13 protein-coding genes are annotated in these 15,210 nt (G+C 55.6%); 4 read left to right on the top strand and 9 right to left on the bottom strand.

From position 1 onward, the window contains the following. Window positions 1–52: 52 nt before the first annotated feature. Together fumA and fumC are read left to right on the top strand one after the other, a co-directional pair. Complete coding sequence (gene fumA, locus BM007_RS03040; protein WP_061715401.1) at window positions 53–1,699, top strand: class I fumarate hydratase FumA; 1,647 nt, start codon at window positions 53–55, stop codon at window positions 1,697–1,699. Window positions 1,700–1,881: 182 nt separating this feature from the next. After that, window positions 1,882–3,276, top strand: a complete 1,395-nt coding sequence (gene fumC / locus BM007_RS03035) for a class II fumarate hydratase (RefSeq protein WP_090417221.1) — start codon at window positions 1,882–1,884, stop codon at window positions 3,274–3,276. On the opposite strand, the gene tus is transcribed toward fumC, so the two are convergent. From tus to ydgH, 7 genes are all read right to left on the bottom strand, one after another. Beyond that, window positions 3,277–4,206 (bottom strand): DNA replication terminus site-binding protein, encoded by a 930-nt coding sequence (gene tus, locus BM007_RS03030; RefSeq protein ID WP_090417220.1) that lies wholly within the window; start codon window positions 4,204–4,206, stop codon window positions 3,277–3,279. A 73-nt stretch (window positions 4,207–4,279) separates the two neighbouring features. Further along, window positions 4,280–5,578 (bottom strand): two-component system sensor histidine kinase RstB, encoded by a 1,299-nt coding sequence (gene rstB / locus BM007_RS03025; protein WP_024909335.1) that lies wholly within the window; start codon window positions 5,576–5,578, stop codon window positions 4,280–4,282. Between the two features lie 74 nt (window positions 5,579–5,652). After that, the gene (locus tag BM007_RS03020; RefSeq protein ID WP_090417218.1) at window positions 5,653–5,913 is read right to left on the bottom strand and encodes a hypothetical protein; all 261 of its coding nucleotides are present in this window, start codon (window positions 5,911–5,913) and stop codon (window positions 5,653–5,655) included. Between the two features lie 247 nt (window positions 5,914–6,160). Beyond that, window positions 6,161–6,877, bottom strand: coding sequence for a two-component system response regulator RstA (gene rstA, locus BM007_RS03015; RefSeq protein ID WP_024909333.1), 717 nt, complete (start codon window positions 6,875–6,877; stop codon window positions 6,161–6,163). A gap of 110 nt (window positions 6,878–6,987) precedes the next feature. Further along, on the bottom strand, window positions 6,988–7,710 hold the full coding sequence (folM, locus tag BM007_RS03010; RefSeq protein ID WP_061715397.1) for a dihydromonapterin reductase: 723 nt from the start codon (window positions 7,708–7,710) through the stop codon (window positions 6,988–6,990). A gap of 39 nt (window positions 7,711–7,749) precedes the next feature. After that, window positions 7,750–9,132 carry an amino acid permease gene (locus tag BM007_RS03005; RefSeq protein WP_090417216.1) on the bottom strand — a complete coding sequence of 461 codons (1,383 nt, stop codon included), beginning with the start codon at window positions 9,130–9,132 and terminating at the stop codon, window positions 7,750–7,752. 184 nt (window positions 9,133–9,316) lie between these two features. Continuing rightward, a complete protein-coding gene (ydgH, locus tag BM007_RS03000; RefSeq protein WP_024909331.1) occupies window positions 9,317–10,261 on the bottom strand; it encodes a DUF1471 family protein YdgH in 945 nt (314 codons plus the stop codon). Between the two features lie 535 nt (window positions 10,262–10,796). Between ydgH and pntA the strand changes: the two genes are divergently transcribed. After that, on the top strand, window positions 10,797–12,326 hold the full coding sequence (pntA, locus tag BM007_RS02995) for a Re/Si-specific NAD(P)(+) transhydrogenase subunit alpha (RefSeq protein ID WP_024909330.1): 1,530 nt from the start codon (window positions 10,797–10,799) through the stop codon (window positions 12,324–12,326). Between the two features lie 10 nt (window positions 12,327–12,336). Then, complete coding sequence (pntB, locus tag BM007_RS02990) at window positions 12,337–13,725, top strand: Re/Si-specific NAD(P)(+) transhydrogenase subunit beta (RefSeq protein ID WP_024909329.1); 1,389 nt, start codon at window positions 12,337–12,339, stop codon at window positions 13,723–13,725. A 123-nt stretch (window positions 13,726–13,848) separates the two neighbouring features. Here pntB and uspE read toward each other — a convergent pair whose 3' ends face one another. Together uspE and BM007_RS02980 are read right to left on the bottom strand one after the other, a co-directional pair. Then, the gene (gene uspE / locus BM007_RS02985; RefSeq protein WP_024909171.1) at window positions 13,849–14,799 is read right to left on the bottom strand and encodes a universal stress protein UspE; all 951 of its coding nucleotides are present in this window, start codon (window positions 14,797–14,799) and stop codon (window positions 13,849–13,851) included. A 109-nt stretch (window positions 14,800–14,908) separates the two neighbouring features. After that, on the bottom strand, window positions 14,909–15,091 hold the full coding sequence (locus tag BM007_RS02980; RefSeq protein ID WP_014883604.1) for a hypothetical protein: 183 nt from the start codon (window positions 15,089–15,091) through the stop codon (window positions 14,909–14,911). Window positions 15,092–15,210 lie beyond the last annotated feature (119 nt).

Below are 15,210 nucleotides of genomic sequence, written 5' to 3'. Positions count from 1 at the left end.
CAGCGGAACATCTGCCCTGAATAAACAGACCGAAGCAGTAAGTGAGAGACCAATGTCGAATAAACCCTTCCATTATCAGGATCCTTTCCCCCTCAGTAAGGATCAGACCGAGTATTACCTGTTAACCCGCGATCATGTCTCCGTTTCTGAGTTTGAAGGACAAGAGATCCTCAAAGTCGATCCGCAGGCGCTGACGCTGCTGGCGCAGCACGCTTTCCACGACGCCTCGTTTATGCTCCGTCCTGCGCACCAGCAGCAGGTGGCCGATATCCTGAGCGACCCGCAGGCCAGCGAAAACGATAAATACGTTGCCCTGCAGTTCCTTCGTAACTCCGATATCGCGGCGAAAGGCATTCTGCCAACCTGTCAGGACACCGGCACGGCGATCATCGTCGGTAAAAAAGGCCAGCGCGTCTGGACCGGCGGCGGTGACGAAGCGGCGCTGGCGCACGGCGTTTATAACACCTACACCGAAGACAACCTGCGCTATTCGCAAAACGCCGCGTTGGACATGTACAAAGAGGTCAACACCGGCACCAACCTGCCAGCACAGATTGACCTCTACAGCGTCGACGGTGATGAGTACAAATTCCTCTGTATCGCCAAAGGCGGCGGTTCAGCCAACAAAACCTATCTCTACCAGGAAACCAAAGCGCTGCTCACCCCGGGCAAGCTGAAGAACTACCTGGTTGAGAAGATGCGCACCCTCGGCACCGCGGCGTGCCCGCCGTACCATATCGCATTTGTGATTGGCGGTACCTCGGCTGAAAGCACGCTGAAAACCGTCAAGCTGGCCTCAACCAAATACTATGACGGCCTGCCTACCGAAGGTAACGAGCACGGCCAGGCGTTCCGCGACGTACAGCTTGAGCAGGAACTGCTGGAAGAGGCGCGTAACCTGGGTCTCGGCGCGCAGTTTGGCGGAAAATACTTTGCCCACGACGTGCGCGTGATCCGTCTGCCGCGTCACGGTGCCTCCTGTCCGGTCGGGATGGGCGTCTCCTGTTCTGCGGATCGCAACATCAAGGCCAAGATCAACCGCGAAGGCGTGTGGATCGAAAAACTGGAAAACAACCCGGGCAAATACATTCCGGAAGAGCTGCGTAAAGCAGGTGAGGGTGAAGCGGTTCGCGTTGACCTGAACCGTCCGATGAAAGAGATTCTGGCGCAGCTTTCGCAGTATCCGGTCTCGACCCGTCTCTCCCTGAACGGCACGATTATCGTGGGGCGCGACATCGCGCACGCGAAGCTGAAAGAGCGTCTGGACAATGGCGAAGGGCTGCCGCAGTACATTAAAGATCACCCAATCTACTACGCTGGCCCGGCGAAAACGCCTGAAGGCTACGCCTCTGGCTCGTTAGGCCCAACCACGGCAGGACGTATGGACTCGTACGTTGACCAGCTGCAGGCCAACGGCGGCAGCATGATCATGCTGGCGAAAGGTAACCGCAGCCAGCAGGTGACGGACGCCTGCCACAAGCACGGCGGCTTCTACCTCGGCAGTATCGGCGGCCCGGCAGCGGTGCTGGCACAGGGCAGCATCAAGAGCCTGGAGTGCGTGGAATACCCGGAACTGGGTATGGAAGCGATCTGGAAAATTGAAGTGGAAGATTTCCCGGCGTTTATCCTCGTGGATGACAAAGGCAACGACTTCTTCAAGCAGATCCAGTCGTCCCAGTGTTCGGCGTGTGTGAAGTAATTCTATAAATTGCCGGGTGGCGCTGACGCTTACCCGGCCTGCATTCTCGTAGGTCGGGTAAGGCGCAGCCGCCACCCGACACCAAAAAGAGCGCACAAAGCGCCATAACGTTTCTCAGAAGTCATCAATACTTATTCCTTAAGCATGTGAGCAATCCCTCTTTTGTTATCAAGGAGAAAGTAATGACCACGGTACGCCATGAGAAAGATTCGATGGGCGCCATCGACGTCCCGGCCGACAAGCTATGGGGCGCGCAAACCCAGCGTTCGCTGGAGCATTTCCGTATCTCGACTGAAAAAATGCCCGTCTCGCTGATTCAGGCGCTGGCGCTCACCAAACGTGCAGCTGCGAAAGTGAACCAGGATTTAGGCCTGCTGACGGCAGACAAAGCGACCGCCATCATCAACGCCGCCGACGAAGTGCTGGCGGGCAAGCATCCCGACGAATTCCCCCTCGCCATCTGGCAGACCGGTTCCGGCACCCAAAGCAACATGAACATGAACGAAGTGCTGGCGAACCGGGCAAGCGAACTGCTGGGCGGCGTGCGCGGCATGGAGCGTAAGGTTCATCCAAACGATGACGTCAACAAAAGCCAGAGTTCCAACGACGTCTTCCCGACGGCGATGCACGTGGCGGCGGTGATTGCTATCCGCGAGCAGCTTATTCCGCAGCTCAACGTTCTGAAATCCACGCTCAATGAGAAAGCGCAGGCCTTCCGCGAGATCGTTAAAATTGGCCGTACGCACCTGCAGGACGCCACGCCGCTGACGCTCGGCCAGGAGATTTCCGGCTGGGTGGCGATGCTGGAACATAACCTGAAGCATATTGAGTACAGCCTGCCGCACCTGGCGGAGCTGGCGCTCGGCGGGACGGCGGTCGGGACCGGGTTAAACACCCATCCAGAATACGCGGTGCGCGTGGCGAAAGAGCTGGCAAACATCACCGGGCAGCCGTTCGTCACGGCGCCCAACAAGTTCGAAGCGCTGGCGACCTGCGACGCGCTGGTCCACACCCACGGCGCGCTGAAAGGGCTGGCGGCATCATTAATGAAAATCGCCAACGACGTGCGCTGGCTGGCCTCGGGGCCGCGCTGCGGCATTGGTGAAATCAGCATTCCGGAAAATGAGCCGGGCAGCTCCATCATGCCGGGTAAAGTCAACCCGACCCAGTGTGAAGCCATGACTATGCTCTGCTGTCAGGTACTGGGCAACGACGTGGCCGTCAACCTGGGCGGCGCGTCCGGCAACTTCGAGCTGAACGTCTATCGCCCGATGGTGATCCACAACGTTCTGCAATCGATTCGTCTGCTGGCGGACGGGATGGAGAGCTTTAACGAGCACTGTGCGGTAGGGATTGAGCCGAATCGCGAGCGTATCAGCCAGTTGCTTAATGAATCCCTGATGCTGGTGACGGCGCTGAATACCCATATCGGCTACGACAAGGCCGCCGAGATCGCTAAAAAAGCGCATAAAGAGGGACTGACGCTGAAAGCCTCCGCCCTGGCGCTGGGCTATCTGACGGAGGCGGAGTTCGACGCCTGGGTTCGCCCGGAAGCGATGGTCGGTAGCCTGAAATAATCAACCCGCCACATACAGGTGCAGCCGCGGAATAATCAGCTGCAGCGGCTGCGCCTGAGGTCTGTAACGGTGCTGGACATTGTCCGCATCGTAATTCAAAAGCTCACCAATATCCGGCACGATGGCCCCCTGGTCGGCATCAAAGAGCGCAATCAGCGGCGTCGGACAGGCATACTGCACCTGTTTTTGCTGACCGGAATACCAGACGCGGGCGATAGGCTGCACCTTCACCGGGCGCTTAATTTTGAGGCGCGTATCCGCCGGTAGCGAGGCGATGCTGTGGTACTCCTGTTCCAGGCGCTCAATCCACTGCTCACGCGACCACGGCGCGACGGTGCGCGGCGTCTTCAGGCTTTTTTCCAGCTGCGCCAGAATTTCATCCCGGGTGAAGTTTTTAATGATGTGCTTATTCGCCCAGCCGAAGCGCAGCGTGGCGGGGTGACGCAGTACCGTCAGCGTGCGATAGGCATTCAGGGTAATTAACCCAGGAAGCTGACGGTGCACCCATTCAAACCGGGCGGCAGTGGCGAGGCCGGACTCTTCGGTAACGATCTTTTCAAATGCCGCTTTCAGGGTGTTGATATGGGTAATCTGGCCTTCCAGCGCGTCGCGCGTTGTCGCATCGGTTTGCAGGCAGATCACGCCGGGCAGACGCACGGCCGCCTTACTGCTGCGGTTTTCAGACTGCTGCTGGATAAACAGGCGACGATAGTGTTTCAGCGCCAGCTCAAGAGCGGCGCTGCCGATGTGCTGTTCAACCTCGATGGTGTCCAGCGGGTCGTGTTCTGCCCCTTTAGCTACCTCGGGCAGGGTAAAGACGCGTGCGGCCAGCAGACGGCAGGTCTGCAAACGTTCGGTCAGGGTCAGTAGCTCGTGTTCTATTTCCCGAAACGTGCTGTTCAGCCGTTCGAGAAGATCGTAAGTCGCCATAAACACTCTCATTAGTTACAACATACTTATCATATAGCACAGCACGCCGGGTCAGGCCAGCGTGCGGTTTAGGTCAGACAGGAACGGGAAGGGCGATGTTATGATATACCGGCCAGCTAAAGCAGAAGCGCGCGCCGCCAAGCTCGCTCTCCTCGCAATGCACCGTGCCGCCCATTGCCTGCGCGATAGAGTAGACAATCGCCAGCCCCAGGCCACATCCGCCAGTGGCGCGATCGCGGCTGGGGTCGAGGCGGACAAACGGTTCAAACACGGTTTCTCGCGCTTCCGGGGCTATCCCCGGCCCGTCATCCTCCACCGTCAGGCTTGCCTGACTGCCCTGCAAATCCAGCCCAATCTGTAGCGTACTTTCGCTGTAGCGCATGGCGTTGTTCATCAGGTTATCCAGCACGCGTTCCATCAGGCGCATATCGAGTGCGCCGTAGTCACCCGGCGTGACGCGCGTCAACAGCGTACGCTGCGGGTTCACGCTTTGGACATCGTCAATATGGGTTTGCAGCCATGCGGGCAGATCCGGCGTACTGAGGTTCAGCTCGTTTTGCGGGCGATCGAGGCGCGCGTAGGTCAGCAGTTCCTCAATCAGCGCCTCAAGCTGGCCAATGTCGCGGTTAAGCGCCTGAGACTCCGCTTCCGTCAGATTTTCGCTCATCTCCAGACGATAGCGCAGGCGCACCAGCGGCGTGCGCAGCTCGTGCGCAATTCCGTCGATCAGCTGCTTCTTACTGGCGATCAGGGCATTGATGTTATCGGCCATCTGGTTAAAGGCCACGCCCAGACGTTCAAAGCTGGAACCGCTGTCGAAGTGAATGCGCTCGGTAAAATGCCCCTCGCCAAAACGCTGCGCAGCGGATTCCAGCTTCAGCATGTCCTGCCAGTGCGGGCGCATCCAGATAAAGACCGGAAACGCGAGCGAGATGGCGATAAAGGCCATCAGCGCCATGTCCAGCAGGCGCATCTGGTGCAGATAATAGAGATAGGGAACCGGGCCGACGGCCAGCACGTAATGGCTGCGCGGGATACGCTGGATAAAGGTGTATTTCTCATCCAGCGCGACGATGTCCCCGTCGCGCAGACGCTGCATGGCGGGTGGGTCCAGCTCAAAATTTTTTAAGGGCTCGATGCGTAAATCGAACGAGAGATTCAGATCCAGCTCTTTCAGGGTTTTCGCCCAGTCGTGCGGCGGGATCTCTCTTAGCTCGCTGCGCATCAGATAGAGCGAGCTTTTCATCAGGTCGTCCAGCGACTGCCTGCCTGCACGTTCGGCGGTGAATTTATAGACCAGCCCGACCAGCATGGTCATGACCAGGAAGCAGACAAACAGCAAAAGATAAAACTGCACAAACAGCTTTTTCATTGGATCTCACCGAAGAAACGCTTTGTGCAGAATATACATGAAACCCGCCGATATTTTCATGTCTGTGAAGCGCATTACATCGCGTGCGCACTTCTTTTTACCTTGGCGATGAGTGTTTCCGTTACGGCCAGGCCTTCCGCAATGTGCGTATCAATCACGACAGTTCCAAATTCATTAATTAAATCCAGAAGTATTTCGTAAAACTGGATGAGTTCAAGGAGATCAAAGAGCGCTTTCCGATCGGCGCGTGAGGGAGAGGCATGGCTAAGCGCTGCCTGATTAACAATCCATTCAAGATTGGTTTTGATGGCTTCAACCTGACTGTAGCTATACATATTTCATGGGCTTAAATCCTCATATCAAGATTTTATGGGAGGGGTTTCGTGAGAGCTTCACGGTGAGAAAGCGTTGTAGCCGGGTCAGTGCCAGCTGAAGAAAGGACAGTAGAAGGTTTAATTATGGGATAGTTCGCGTGCTTAGCAAGTTAATTGTTGCGCAAACGGATAAATAAAGGCGCGATAGAGAGGACATCACTGTGTAATGCCTTCATTTCGCGCATGTTATGCTAACCGGATAACGGAATCAGGTTTCCCAGGCGTGGGGGGCAAACAGGTAACCCTTATTACGCACGGTTTTAATGCGGTAGGGCTCTGTAGCGTTATCCTGCAGCTTTTTGCGCAGACGCGAAATCGCCACGTCAACGCTGCGGTCCATTCCGTCATAGCTCACGCCACGCAGATTTTTCAGCAGCGCGTCGCGGTCCATGATTTGCCCGGCGTGCGTTGCCAGCTCCCACAGCAGGTCAAAATCTGCGGTGGAGAGGGCGATAAGCTCGCCAGAGAGCAGCACCTGGCGGTTAATGGGGTCAATAGACAGCGTACCGAAGCGCATCGCTTTGTGCGGCGTCAGAGACGCCGCGGGCGCTTCGCGTTCGATGCTGGCGTGCTGGCGCAAATGGAGGCGCAGACGTGCAAGCAGGACGGCAGGCGGTGTGGTTTTCAGAATGTAGTCATTGGCACCCATCTCCAGCGACAAGATATGGTTCATATCGCTGTCCAGCGAGGTGAGCAGGACGATAGGGCCCTCCCACCTGGCGCGCAGGTCACGGCAGAGCGTCATGCCGTCTTTGCCTGGCAACATGATATCCAGCAGCACCAGATCGGGGTTTTCACGGACGACCACCTCTTCGGCACGATCGCCGCGAGGTTCAACAATGACGTCCATATCATGTTTACCCAGATAGGCGGCGATCAACTGCCCGACTTCGGGTTCGTCTTCAACATAAACAATCTTATTCATACAGCGTCTGTTTTCGTGAAAAAAGCCAACATACACCGCGGAACCTTAACCTTCCATTAATCTTTCAAAATTAACGCCGGTTCCGTAATTCTGGTTGTTATTCGTTTTCACTAGCGCAGCGGGCGGCCGCCGTCCACGGCAAAGGTTCTGCCGGTGACATAGCAGCTGGTGAGCAGGTAATCCACGAGGTCGATGACCTCTTTCTCGCCAGGAGCGATTTTCATAAGCGACTTATTCAGCGCCTGCTGGCGATACTCCGCATCATCGTTTTCGTTAAACAAAATCATCGCCGGGGCGATGGCGTTCACCTTCACCTCGGGCGCAAGCTTGCGGGCAAACGAGCGCGTCATATTATCCAGCGCGGCTTTGCTGGCCGCGTAGGCGATGTGCTTGTCGCTTCCGCGCTCCACCACATAATCAGTGAAGTGAATGATGTCGCCCGCAGCATGCCCATGGCCGCGCAGCAGATCCTGCAGGGCGTGGTTGAGCAGATAAGGGGTATTAACGTGGATCTGCAACATGGCGGAGAGCGTTTCGCTGAGTGACGTACCGGGTTTTTCGGCACGCCATGCGCTGGCGTTATGGATCACGGCGCGCAGCCCCGTCGTGGTGGACTTCACCTCTTCCGCGAAAGCCAGAATGCCTTCATCGGTTGAAAAATCAGCCTGAATGCAGACCGCTCCGGCTTTGCGTAACCCTTCAATCGACGGGTATTCCGTACGGTAGCTGACAATGACAGGATGGCGAAGGTTGAGAAAGTGATGGGCAAGAGCGAGGCCGATACGGCGGCCTCCACCGGTAATCAGTATTGGGCGAAGCGGTGCATTTCCCATCGTATTCTCCTTTACAGTTCAACAATGGGAAAGGCGATGCTATCCCATTAACATCCAGGTTGCCGGCAGGGCAGCAACCAGTAGCAGTCCAATTAATGCCATCTCACGGCGTTTCAGCGCATGCTCCAGCTGATGCGTGCGGCGGGCGTAGATAAACACCAGCAGACCCGGTGCGTACAGCACTACCGACAGCAGCAGATGCATAGGTCCGGAAGCATACAACAACCACAGGCCGTAAATACAGGCTCCGACACCCACGACATAATGCGCCGGGCGTGTGGCAATTTTTAACAGATACGCACCCACTAAGAAATAGGGTACCAGAATCATCTCCGAGGCGATGGTCAGCAGCGTGTTATAGTCTGAACCTGTGAGCCAGATCAGCACCAGGCAGACCTGAACGCTGATGTTGGTCAGCCAGAGTGACGCCGACGGCGCGCTGTTTTTGTTTTGACGGGCGAACAGGCGTGGAAACGCCTTGTGCGTCGCGGCCAGGAACGGCACTTCAGCCGCCATGATGGTCCAGCTCAGGTAAGCGCCGCAGACGGAGACGATCAGTCCTGCGGCAATCACCACATCGCCCCAGGGACCGAGCATTTTCACCATCAGGCCTGCCATTGACGGGTTACGCATTTCCGCCAGCTCAGGACGCGCCACCACGCCCAGCGACAGCAACGTCACCAGCAGATAGACCCCGAGCGCGGCCAGTACGGCCAGCAGCGTGGCGCGGCCCACATCGCGTTTATTCCGTGCACGGGCAGAAACCACGACCGCACCTTCCACACCGATGAACACCCACAGGGTAATCAGCATCGTGTTTTTCACCTGCTCCCAGACGGGAACGCCCAGCGCAACGCCGCTGAAATCGAGCTTGAATACGTCCATACGGAACGCAATAAAGGCCAGAACAATAAACAGGCCGAGCGGAACCAGTTTCGCCAGCGTCGCCACCAGATTGATGCTGGCGGCCGTTTGTACGCCGCGTAATACCAGCCAGTGGACGAACCACAGCAGCACCGAGGCGCCCACAATAGACTGCCAGGTATTCCCGTCGCCAAAGAGACGCAGCTCTGGCGTATCGGTAAAGAAACTGAGCGCCGAGAAGACGATCACCAGATAGGAGACGTTGGCGATAACGGCACACAGCCAGTATCCCCATGCGGAACAGAAGCCAATCAGCTCGCCGAAACCTTCACGTGCATAGGTGAAAATGCCGCCGTCCAGGTCCGGGCGAATGCGGGTGAGGAGCAGCATGGCGAAGGCCAGCAGCAGTATTCCGACACCGGTAATGCCCCAGCCAATGATGAGCGCGGAAGGGCTCGCGACGGCCGCCATATTTTGCGGCAAACTGAATACGCCTGCACCCAGCATTGAGCTTAAAACGAGTGCAGTCAGAGCACTCAGGCCAAGTTTCTTTTCCATTGGCTTCCTGTTATGAAAGGTCAAAATCCAGAATAATTATTTCGCTCAGGCGCATAAAAATGGTGGATCACACTAAGGCGCGGGATTTTACGGAGTGTAACGAAAGCATGCAATGACGTGTGGCAGAAATTCAAAAAAAGTAACAAAAAAGGCGGCATTGCGCCGCCTTTCTTAAACGATTTTGTTACTTGTACAGATCGGCGCTGATGGTCACGTTATTACCACGTTCCTGCCACTGGCGGGTGATGTGGTAGTACTTCGCCCCTTTCTTAGCCGCACGCTTCGCGACCTGGTAAGAAACTTCCGTCATGTTGCCGTAGTTGCCGGTAAACTTGATGCTGTCGAACGGCACCATCTGCGCTGCAGTGGCGTTGTTCAGCTCTTCAATTTTGGTACCGTCCGGCAGCGTAACGGAATAGCGGCCACCTTTCGTGGACTGCGTTTCGAAGAAACGGCCCACTTCAGCGCTTGGGGCAGCCGTCGTTGCTACGCCTGGAATTTCAACTTTCTTCGCTTCTTCGCCGCCTTTTGCTATTGCCGCGCGACCTGCTTCTGAATTCGCCGGGATGGCATCCGGGCTCTGCAGAACACGTTTTTTCGCATCTTTTTTATAGATGAACGCGGTAATACGCTGGTTGCCACCCTGGTTAGCATCGACCTGACGCACGATGAAGAACGAGTAGGCCCCTTTCTCTTTCGCGGCTTTGGTGATGGCATCGTTCACTTCAGGCTGGCTGCGATAGAAGCCCTGAACGGTGACGGTGTCGTAAGGTTCCAGCTCAATCGCCTGATCTTTCGGCAGTTCAACAACACCGTTGATCACGCGGTTTTTCGGTGCGTCAGCTTTTGGCGCATTGTCTTTGAACAGCGCAATGGTCACGCGCTGGTTACCGCTGTTGCCGTAATCGGACTGGTCAACGACATAAAACGAGGCAGCCCCGTTTTTATCAGCAGCTTTTGATGCCGCGGCGACGGCGTCGCCAATAGAATTATAACGACCCACAATGACCGTATGGTCAAAAGGTTTTAACGCTGCCGCTTGCTCCGGCGTTAACTCTGTTGCAGCATTCGCAGACAGGGCGGTCGCGGAAAGAAGTGCGGACGCCAGGAGTGTGTTCTTAAGCTTCATAAAAATGATCCTTCGCCTTGCGCAAACCATGTACTGGTATTGTTGTTAATTTGAGACGGTCCCGATTATTGCATTTAAAACCCGTCGCTGTCTGCGCCATTTTTCACTGCCCGTGCTTACTGAATCACCTTATTCGATAACATTTAGTGATATGTTGAAAAAACACGCGTTTGACAAGTAAAACTGATAAAGCATATGACTTTTACAAGTTAATTTAATGTTAACAAGTTGTTCTCTTATGGCGCTATATCATGTTTTTACCGCTTCGTTTGCGCGATTTATCGGTTCTGGCGATGAATTTAAGGTAAATATCACTGTCAGTGACGCCGATCGCTTATTTTTCACAGATAAAGTAAGAAATAGTGTTTTCTGGCGGTAGATCACGGGCGCTATTTTCAGTAGGTTATAGACAGTTTGTTACTGTTTTATTTTCCGGGGTTAATCATATCTCGTCGCTCGCGCGATGGCGAAAATTGATACAAACCGCGGGCATTTATCGATAAACCATCATCAAAAACCGATGGAAGGGAAAACTATGCGTATTGGGGTACCAAAAGAACGGTTAGCCAATGAAACCCGCGTAGCGGCAACACCGAAAACGGTGGAGCAACTGCTTAAACTGGGTTTTACGGTCGCGGTCGAAAGCGGCGCAGGCAAACTGGCGAGTTTCGATGACGAGGCCTTTATCCAGGCTGGCGCAGAAGTGGTCGACGGTGCTGACGTCTGGCAGTCGCCGGTAATTCTGAAGGTCAACGCACCGGAAGAGAGTGAAATTGCGCTGCTGAATCCGGGGACGACCCTGGTGAGCTTCATCTGGCCTGCGCAAAACCCGGAGCTGATGGAGAAGCTGGCGGCCCGTGGCGTGACCGTGATGGCGATGGACTCCGTGCCGCGCATTTCGCGCGCGCAGTCGCTGGATGCCTTAAGCTCCATGGCAAACATTGCCGGCTACCGCGCCATTGTTGAAGCGGCCCACGAATTTGGTCGCTTCTTTACCGGTCAAATCACCGCCGCGGGTAAAGTCCCTCCGGCGAAAGTGATGGTGATTGGTGCGGGCGTAGCGGGCCTTGCCGCCATCGGTGCGGCAAACAGCCTGGGCGCTATCGTACGCGCCTTTGACACCCGTCCTGAAGTAAAGGAACAGGTTCAGAGTATGGGAGCCGAATTCCTTGAGCTGGACTTTAAGGAAGAGGCAGGCAGCGGTGATGGTTACGCGAAGGTGATGTCCGAAGCCTTTATCAAAGCCGAAATGGAACTCTTCGCTGCCCAGGCGAAAGATGTCGACATTATTGTCACCACCGCGCTTATCCCCGGTAAACCGGCACCGAAGCTGATTACCCGTGAGATGGTTGACTCCATGAAGTCGGGCAGCGTGATTGTCGACCTGGCCGCCCAAAACGGCGGTAACTGTGAATATACCGTACCGAATCAGGTGACCACGACCGCGAACGGCGTGAAGGTGATCGGCTATACCGATCTGCCGGGCCGTCTGCCAACGCAGTCTTCTCAGCTGTACGGCACGAACCTCGTCAACCTGCTGAAGCTGCTTTGCAAAGAGAAAGACGGCAACATCACCGTCGATTTTGACGATGTGGTGGTGCGCGGCGTCACCGTGGTCCGTGAAGGTGAAATTACCTGGCCTGCGCCGCCTATTCAGGTTTCTGCTCAGCCTCAGGCGGCAGCGAAAGCGGCGCCCGCGCCTAAAGAGCCCGCCAAACCGGCTTCTCCGTGGCGTAAATACGCGATCATGGCGCTGGTGATTATTCTGTTCGGCTGGCTGGCTGACGTCGCGCCGAAAGAGTTCCTCGGCCACTTTACCGTCTTCGCGCTCTCCTGCGTCGTAGGCTACTACGTGGTGTGGAACGTCTCCCATGCGCTGCACACGCCGCTGATGTCGGTAACCAACGCCATCTCCGGGATCATCGTAGTGGGGGCGTTACTGCAGATTGGTCACGGCGGCTGGATCAGCTTCCTGAGCTTTATCGCGGTGCTGATCGCCAGTATCAATATTTTCGGTGGTTTCACCGTGACTCAGCGCATGCTGAAAATGTTTCGTAAAGGCTAAGGGGTAGCATATGTCTGGAGGATTAGTGACAGCCGCATACATTGTTGCTGCAATCCTGTTTATTTTCAGTCTGGCGGGGCTTTCCAAACACGAAACGTCTCAGCAGGGGAATAACTTTGGTATCGCCGGGATGGCGATTGCGCTGATTGCCACCATCTTCGGGCCGGATACCGGCAACGTGGCGTGGATCCTGGTAGCGATGATCATCGGCGGCGCGATTGGTATTCGCCTCGCGAAACGCGTTGAAATGACCGAGATGCCGGAGCTGGTCGCTATTCTGCACAGCTTCGTGGGTCTGGCGGCGGTGCTGGTGGGCTTCAACAGCTACCTGTATCACGAACCGGGCCTGGAACCGATTCTGGTGAACATCCACCTGACGGAAGTGTTCCTCGGTATCTTCATCGGTGCGGTGACCTTCACCGGTTCTATTGTCGCGTTCGGCAAACTGCGCGGGAAGATCTCCTCTAAACCGCTGATGCTGCCAAACCGTCATAAGCTGAACCTGGCGGCGCTGGTCGTGTCGTTTGTACTGCTGGTGGTCTTCGTGCGTACCGAAAGCGTCGGTCTGCAGGTGCTGGCGTTGCTGGTGATGACCATCATCGCGCTGGCGTTCGGCTGGCACCTGGTGGCGTCCATCGGCGGTGCGGATATGCCGGTGGTTGTCTCGATGCTGAACTCCTACTCCGGTTGGGCGGCAGCGGCGGCAGGCTTTATGCTGAGCAACGACCTGCTGATCGTCACCGGTGCGCTGGTGGGTTCTTCCGGTGCGATCCTGTCTTACATCATGTGTAAGGCGATGAACCGTTCGTTCATCAGCGTTATCGCCGGTGGTTTCGGGACCGATGGGTCTTCTTCCAGTGCGGATGAAGAAGTGGGGGAACACCGTGAAATTTCTGCGGAAGATACTGCAGACATGCTGAAAAACTCGCATTCCGTGATCATCACTCCGGGCTACGGCATGGCGGTGGCGCAGGCGCAGTATCCGGTTGCGGAAATCACCGAGAAGCTGCGCGCGCGGGGTATTAAGGTTCGCTTTGGTATTCACCCGGTGGCAGGGCGTTTGCCTGGCCATATGAACGTGCTGCTGGCGGAAGCGAAAGTGCCTTACGACATCGTGCTGGAAATGGACGAGATCAACGATGATTTCGCCGACACCGACACCGTGCTGGTCATTGGCGCCAACGATACCGTTAACCCTGCTGCACAGGACGATCCTGGTAGCCCAATCGCCGGTATGCCGGTTCTGGAAGTGTGGAAGGCGCAGAACGTGATTGTGTTTAAACGCTCCATGAATACCGGCTATGCCGGGGTTCAGAACCCGCTGTTCTTCAAAGAGAACACCCACATGCTGTTTGGCGATGCCAAAGCCAGCGTGGATGCGATTCTGAAATCACTCTGACAGGGTAAAGCCCGGTGGTGCAAGCTTACCGGGCCTACCAAACCCGTAGGCCGGGTAAGGCGAAGCCGCCACCCGGCAAAAAAAAACCGCCGGTTCCCCGACGGTTTTTTTTCATCTTGCTGGTTAATCGTCTTCCGGATCGTCCAGCTCAACCGGCGTCTGGTACTCATCCGGCTTAATGACCAGCAGGTCGCAGCGCAGATGGTCGATTACCTGTTCGGCGGTATTGCCGAGGAAGGCGGCAGAAATACCGGTCCGGCCAATGGTGCCCAGCACCACAATCCCCGCCTGCAGGTGTTCCGCCAGGTCCGGGATCACCTCTTCAGGCAGTCCTTTTTCCACGTGGGTCATTTTCTCATCAATGCTGAATTTCTGGCGCAGTGCTTTCATGGCCAGCAGGTGCTGACCGCGGATCGCGTCGTTGTACACGCTCGGGTCAAATTCAGGCAGCTCAATGGCAATGTTAATCGGGGTGACCGGATAGGCGCCCACCAGATGCACTTCGGTATGATTCACCTGATCGGCAAGCTGGAGGGTCTCCTTCACCAGCTTCTCGTTCAGCGAATTGTGGTAATCCTCTTCGCTCGCGAGGTTTACCGCCACAACGGCTTTTCCGCCTTCAGGCCACGGCTGGTCTTTCACCATCCAGACCGGGCAAGGGCATTTACGCAGCAAGTGCCAGTCGGTCGGGGTGAAGATCACGGATTCCAGCTTGTCGTGCTGGTGCGCCATCTTCAGCAGCAGGTCGTGCCCACCGGCGACAATCTCCTGGATGATGGCTTCGAAAGGTCGGTTATGCCAGACCACTTTAATATCAATGGGCACACCCGCTTCCAGGTAATACTTCGCCTGTTCACGGATCCACGCGGTACGCTGGCTGATGACGCCCTGACGCATAGCGGTGCGCTCGTCAGGCGACAGAAGGGTGGTCATCTCATACGAGAAGTCATAGATCGGCAAAAACGCTTTGATTTTGCCACCAATCCGTTGATGTAAATACACAGCACGTCGTAATGCCGGCTGATCGTCCTGATTCGGATCGATAGCTACCAGCATGTTTTGATACTTGGCCATACAGGTCTCCTTACTACTGTCACCACAGTCTGTAATTAAAAGAGTAACCTATATATCCTGAATGAAACAGAGGGGAGGTTTTGCCAGATCAATAATTCATGAAAATTTATCAGAGGAAAAGCACTGTGGTCGTCACCGCGATAAACGCAATAAACAGCAGCACCATCACCGCTATCGCAAAGGTCGTGGAGTCCTGAACGTAGGTTTTTTCCTCCCCCTTCATTGGGCCGACAAGCATGATCCAGATGAAGATAAAGGTCACTGAGGCGATCACGACTGAAACGAAAAACAAACTTTCTCTCAATTCATAACCTCAACGAGAACCTTTCGGGCGCTGTGTGGGGACGTACTACGGTGAAAATATCTTGAAACGAAAGTGATTATACCAGACCAATAAATCACAAGAATTTA

The sequence above is a fragment of the Enterobacter sp. NFIX59 genome, assembly GCF_900113755.1.
GTDB classification, from domain to species: Bacteria; Pseudomonadota; Gammaproteobacteria; order Enterobacterales; family Enterobacteriaceae; genus Enterobacter; species Enterobacter pseudoroggenkampii.
This window is presented reverse-complemented; position numbering and strand designations above follow the sequence as displayed.

Bases quoted from the DNA above. Each gene is read 5' to 3' on its own strand.
- uspE (WP_024909171.1), bottom strand. From the start codon at position 14,799: ATGGCCAAGTATCAAAACATGCTGGTAGCTATCGATCCGAATCAGGAC.
- ydgH (WP_024909331.1), bottom strand. From the start codon at position 10,261: ATGAAGCTTAAGAACACACTCCTGGCGTCCGCACTTCTTTCCGCGACC.
- folM (WP_061715397.1), bottom strand. From the start codon at position 7,710: ATGGGAAATGCACCGCTTCGCCCAATACTGATTACCGGTGGAGGCCGC.
- rstA (WP_024909333.1), bottom strand. From the start codon at position 6,877: ATGAATAAGATTGTTTATGTTGAAGACGAACCCGAAGTCGGGCAGTTG.
- pntA (WP_024909330.1), top strand. From the start codon at position 10,797: ATGCGTATTGGGGTACCAAAAGAACGGTTAGCCAATGAAACCCGCGTA.
- tus (WP_090417220.1), bottom strand. From the start codon at position 4,206: ATGGCGACTTACGATCTTCTCGAACGGCTGAACAGCACGTTTCGGGAA.
- BM007_RS03020 (WP_090417218.1), bottom strand. From the start codon at position 5,913: ATGTATAGCTACAGTCAGGTTGAAGCCATCAAAACCAATCTTGAATGG.
- pntB (WP_024909329.1), top strand. From the start codon at position 12,337: ATGTCTGGAGGATTAGTGACAGCCGCATACATTGTTGCTGCAATCCTG.
- rstB (WP_024909335.1), bottom strand. From the start codon at position 5,578: ATGAAAAAGCTGTTTGTGCAGTTTTATCTTTTGCTGTTTGTCTGCTTC.
- fumC (WP_090417221.1), top strand. From the start codon at position 1,882: ATGACCACGGTACGCCATGAGAAAGATTCGATGGGCGCCATCGACGTC.
- fumA (WP_061715401.1), top strand. From the start codon at position 53: ATGTCGAATAAACCCTTCCATTATCAGGATCCTTTCCCCCTCAGTAAG.
- BM007_RS03005 (WP_090417216.1), bottom strand. From the start codon at position 9,132: ATGGAAAAGAAACTTGGCCTGAGTGCTCTGACTGCACTCGTTTTAAGC.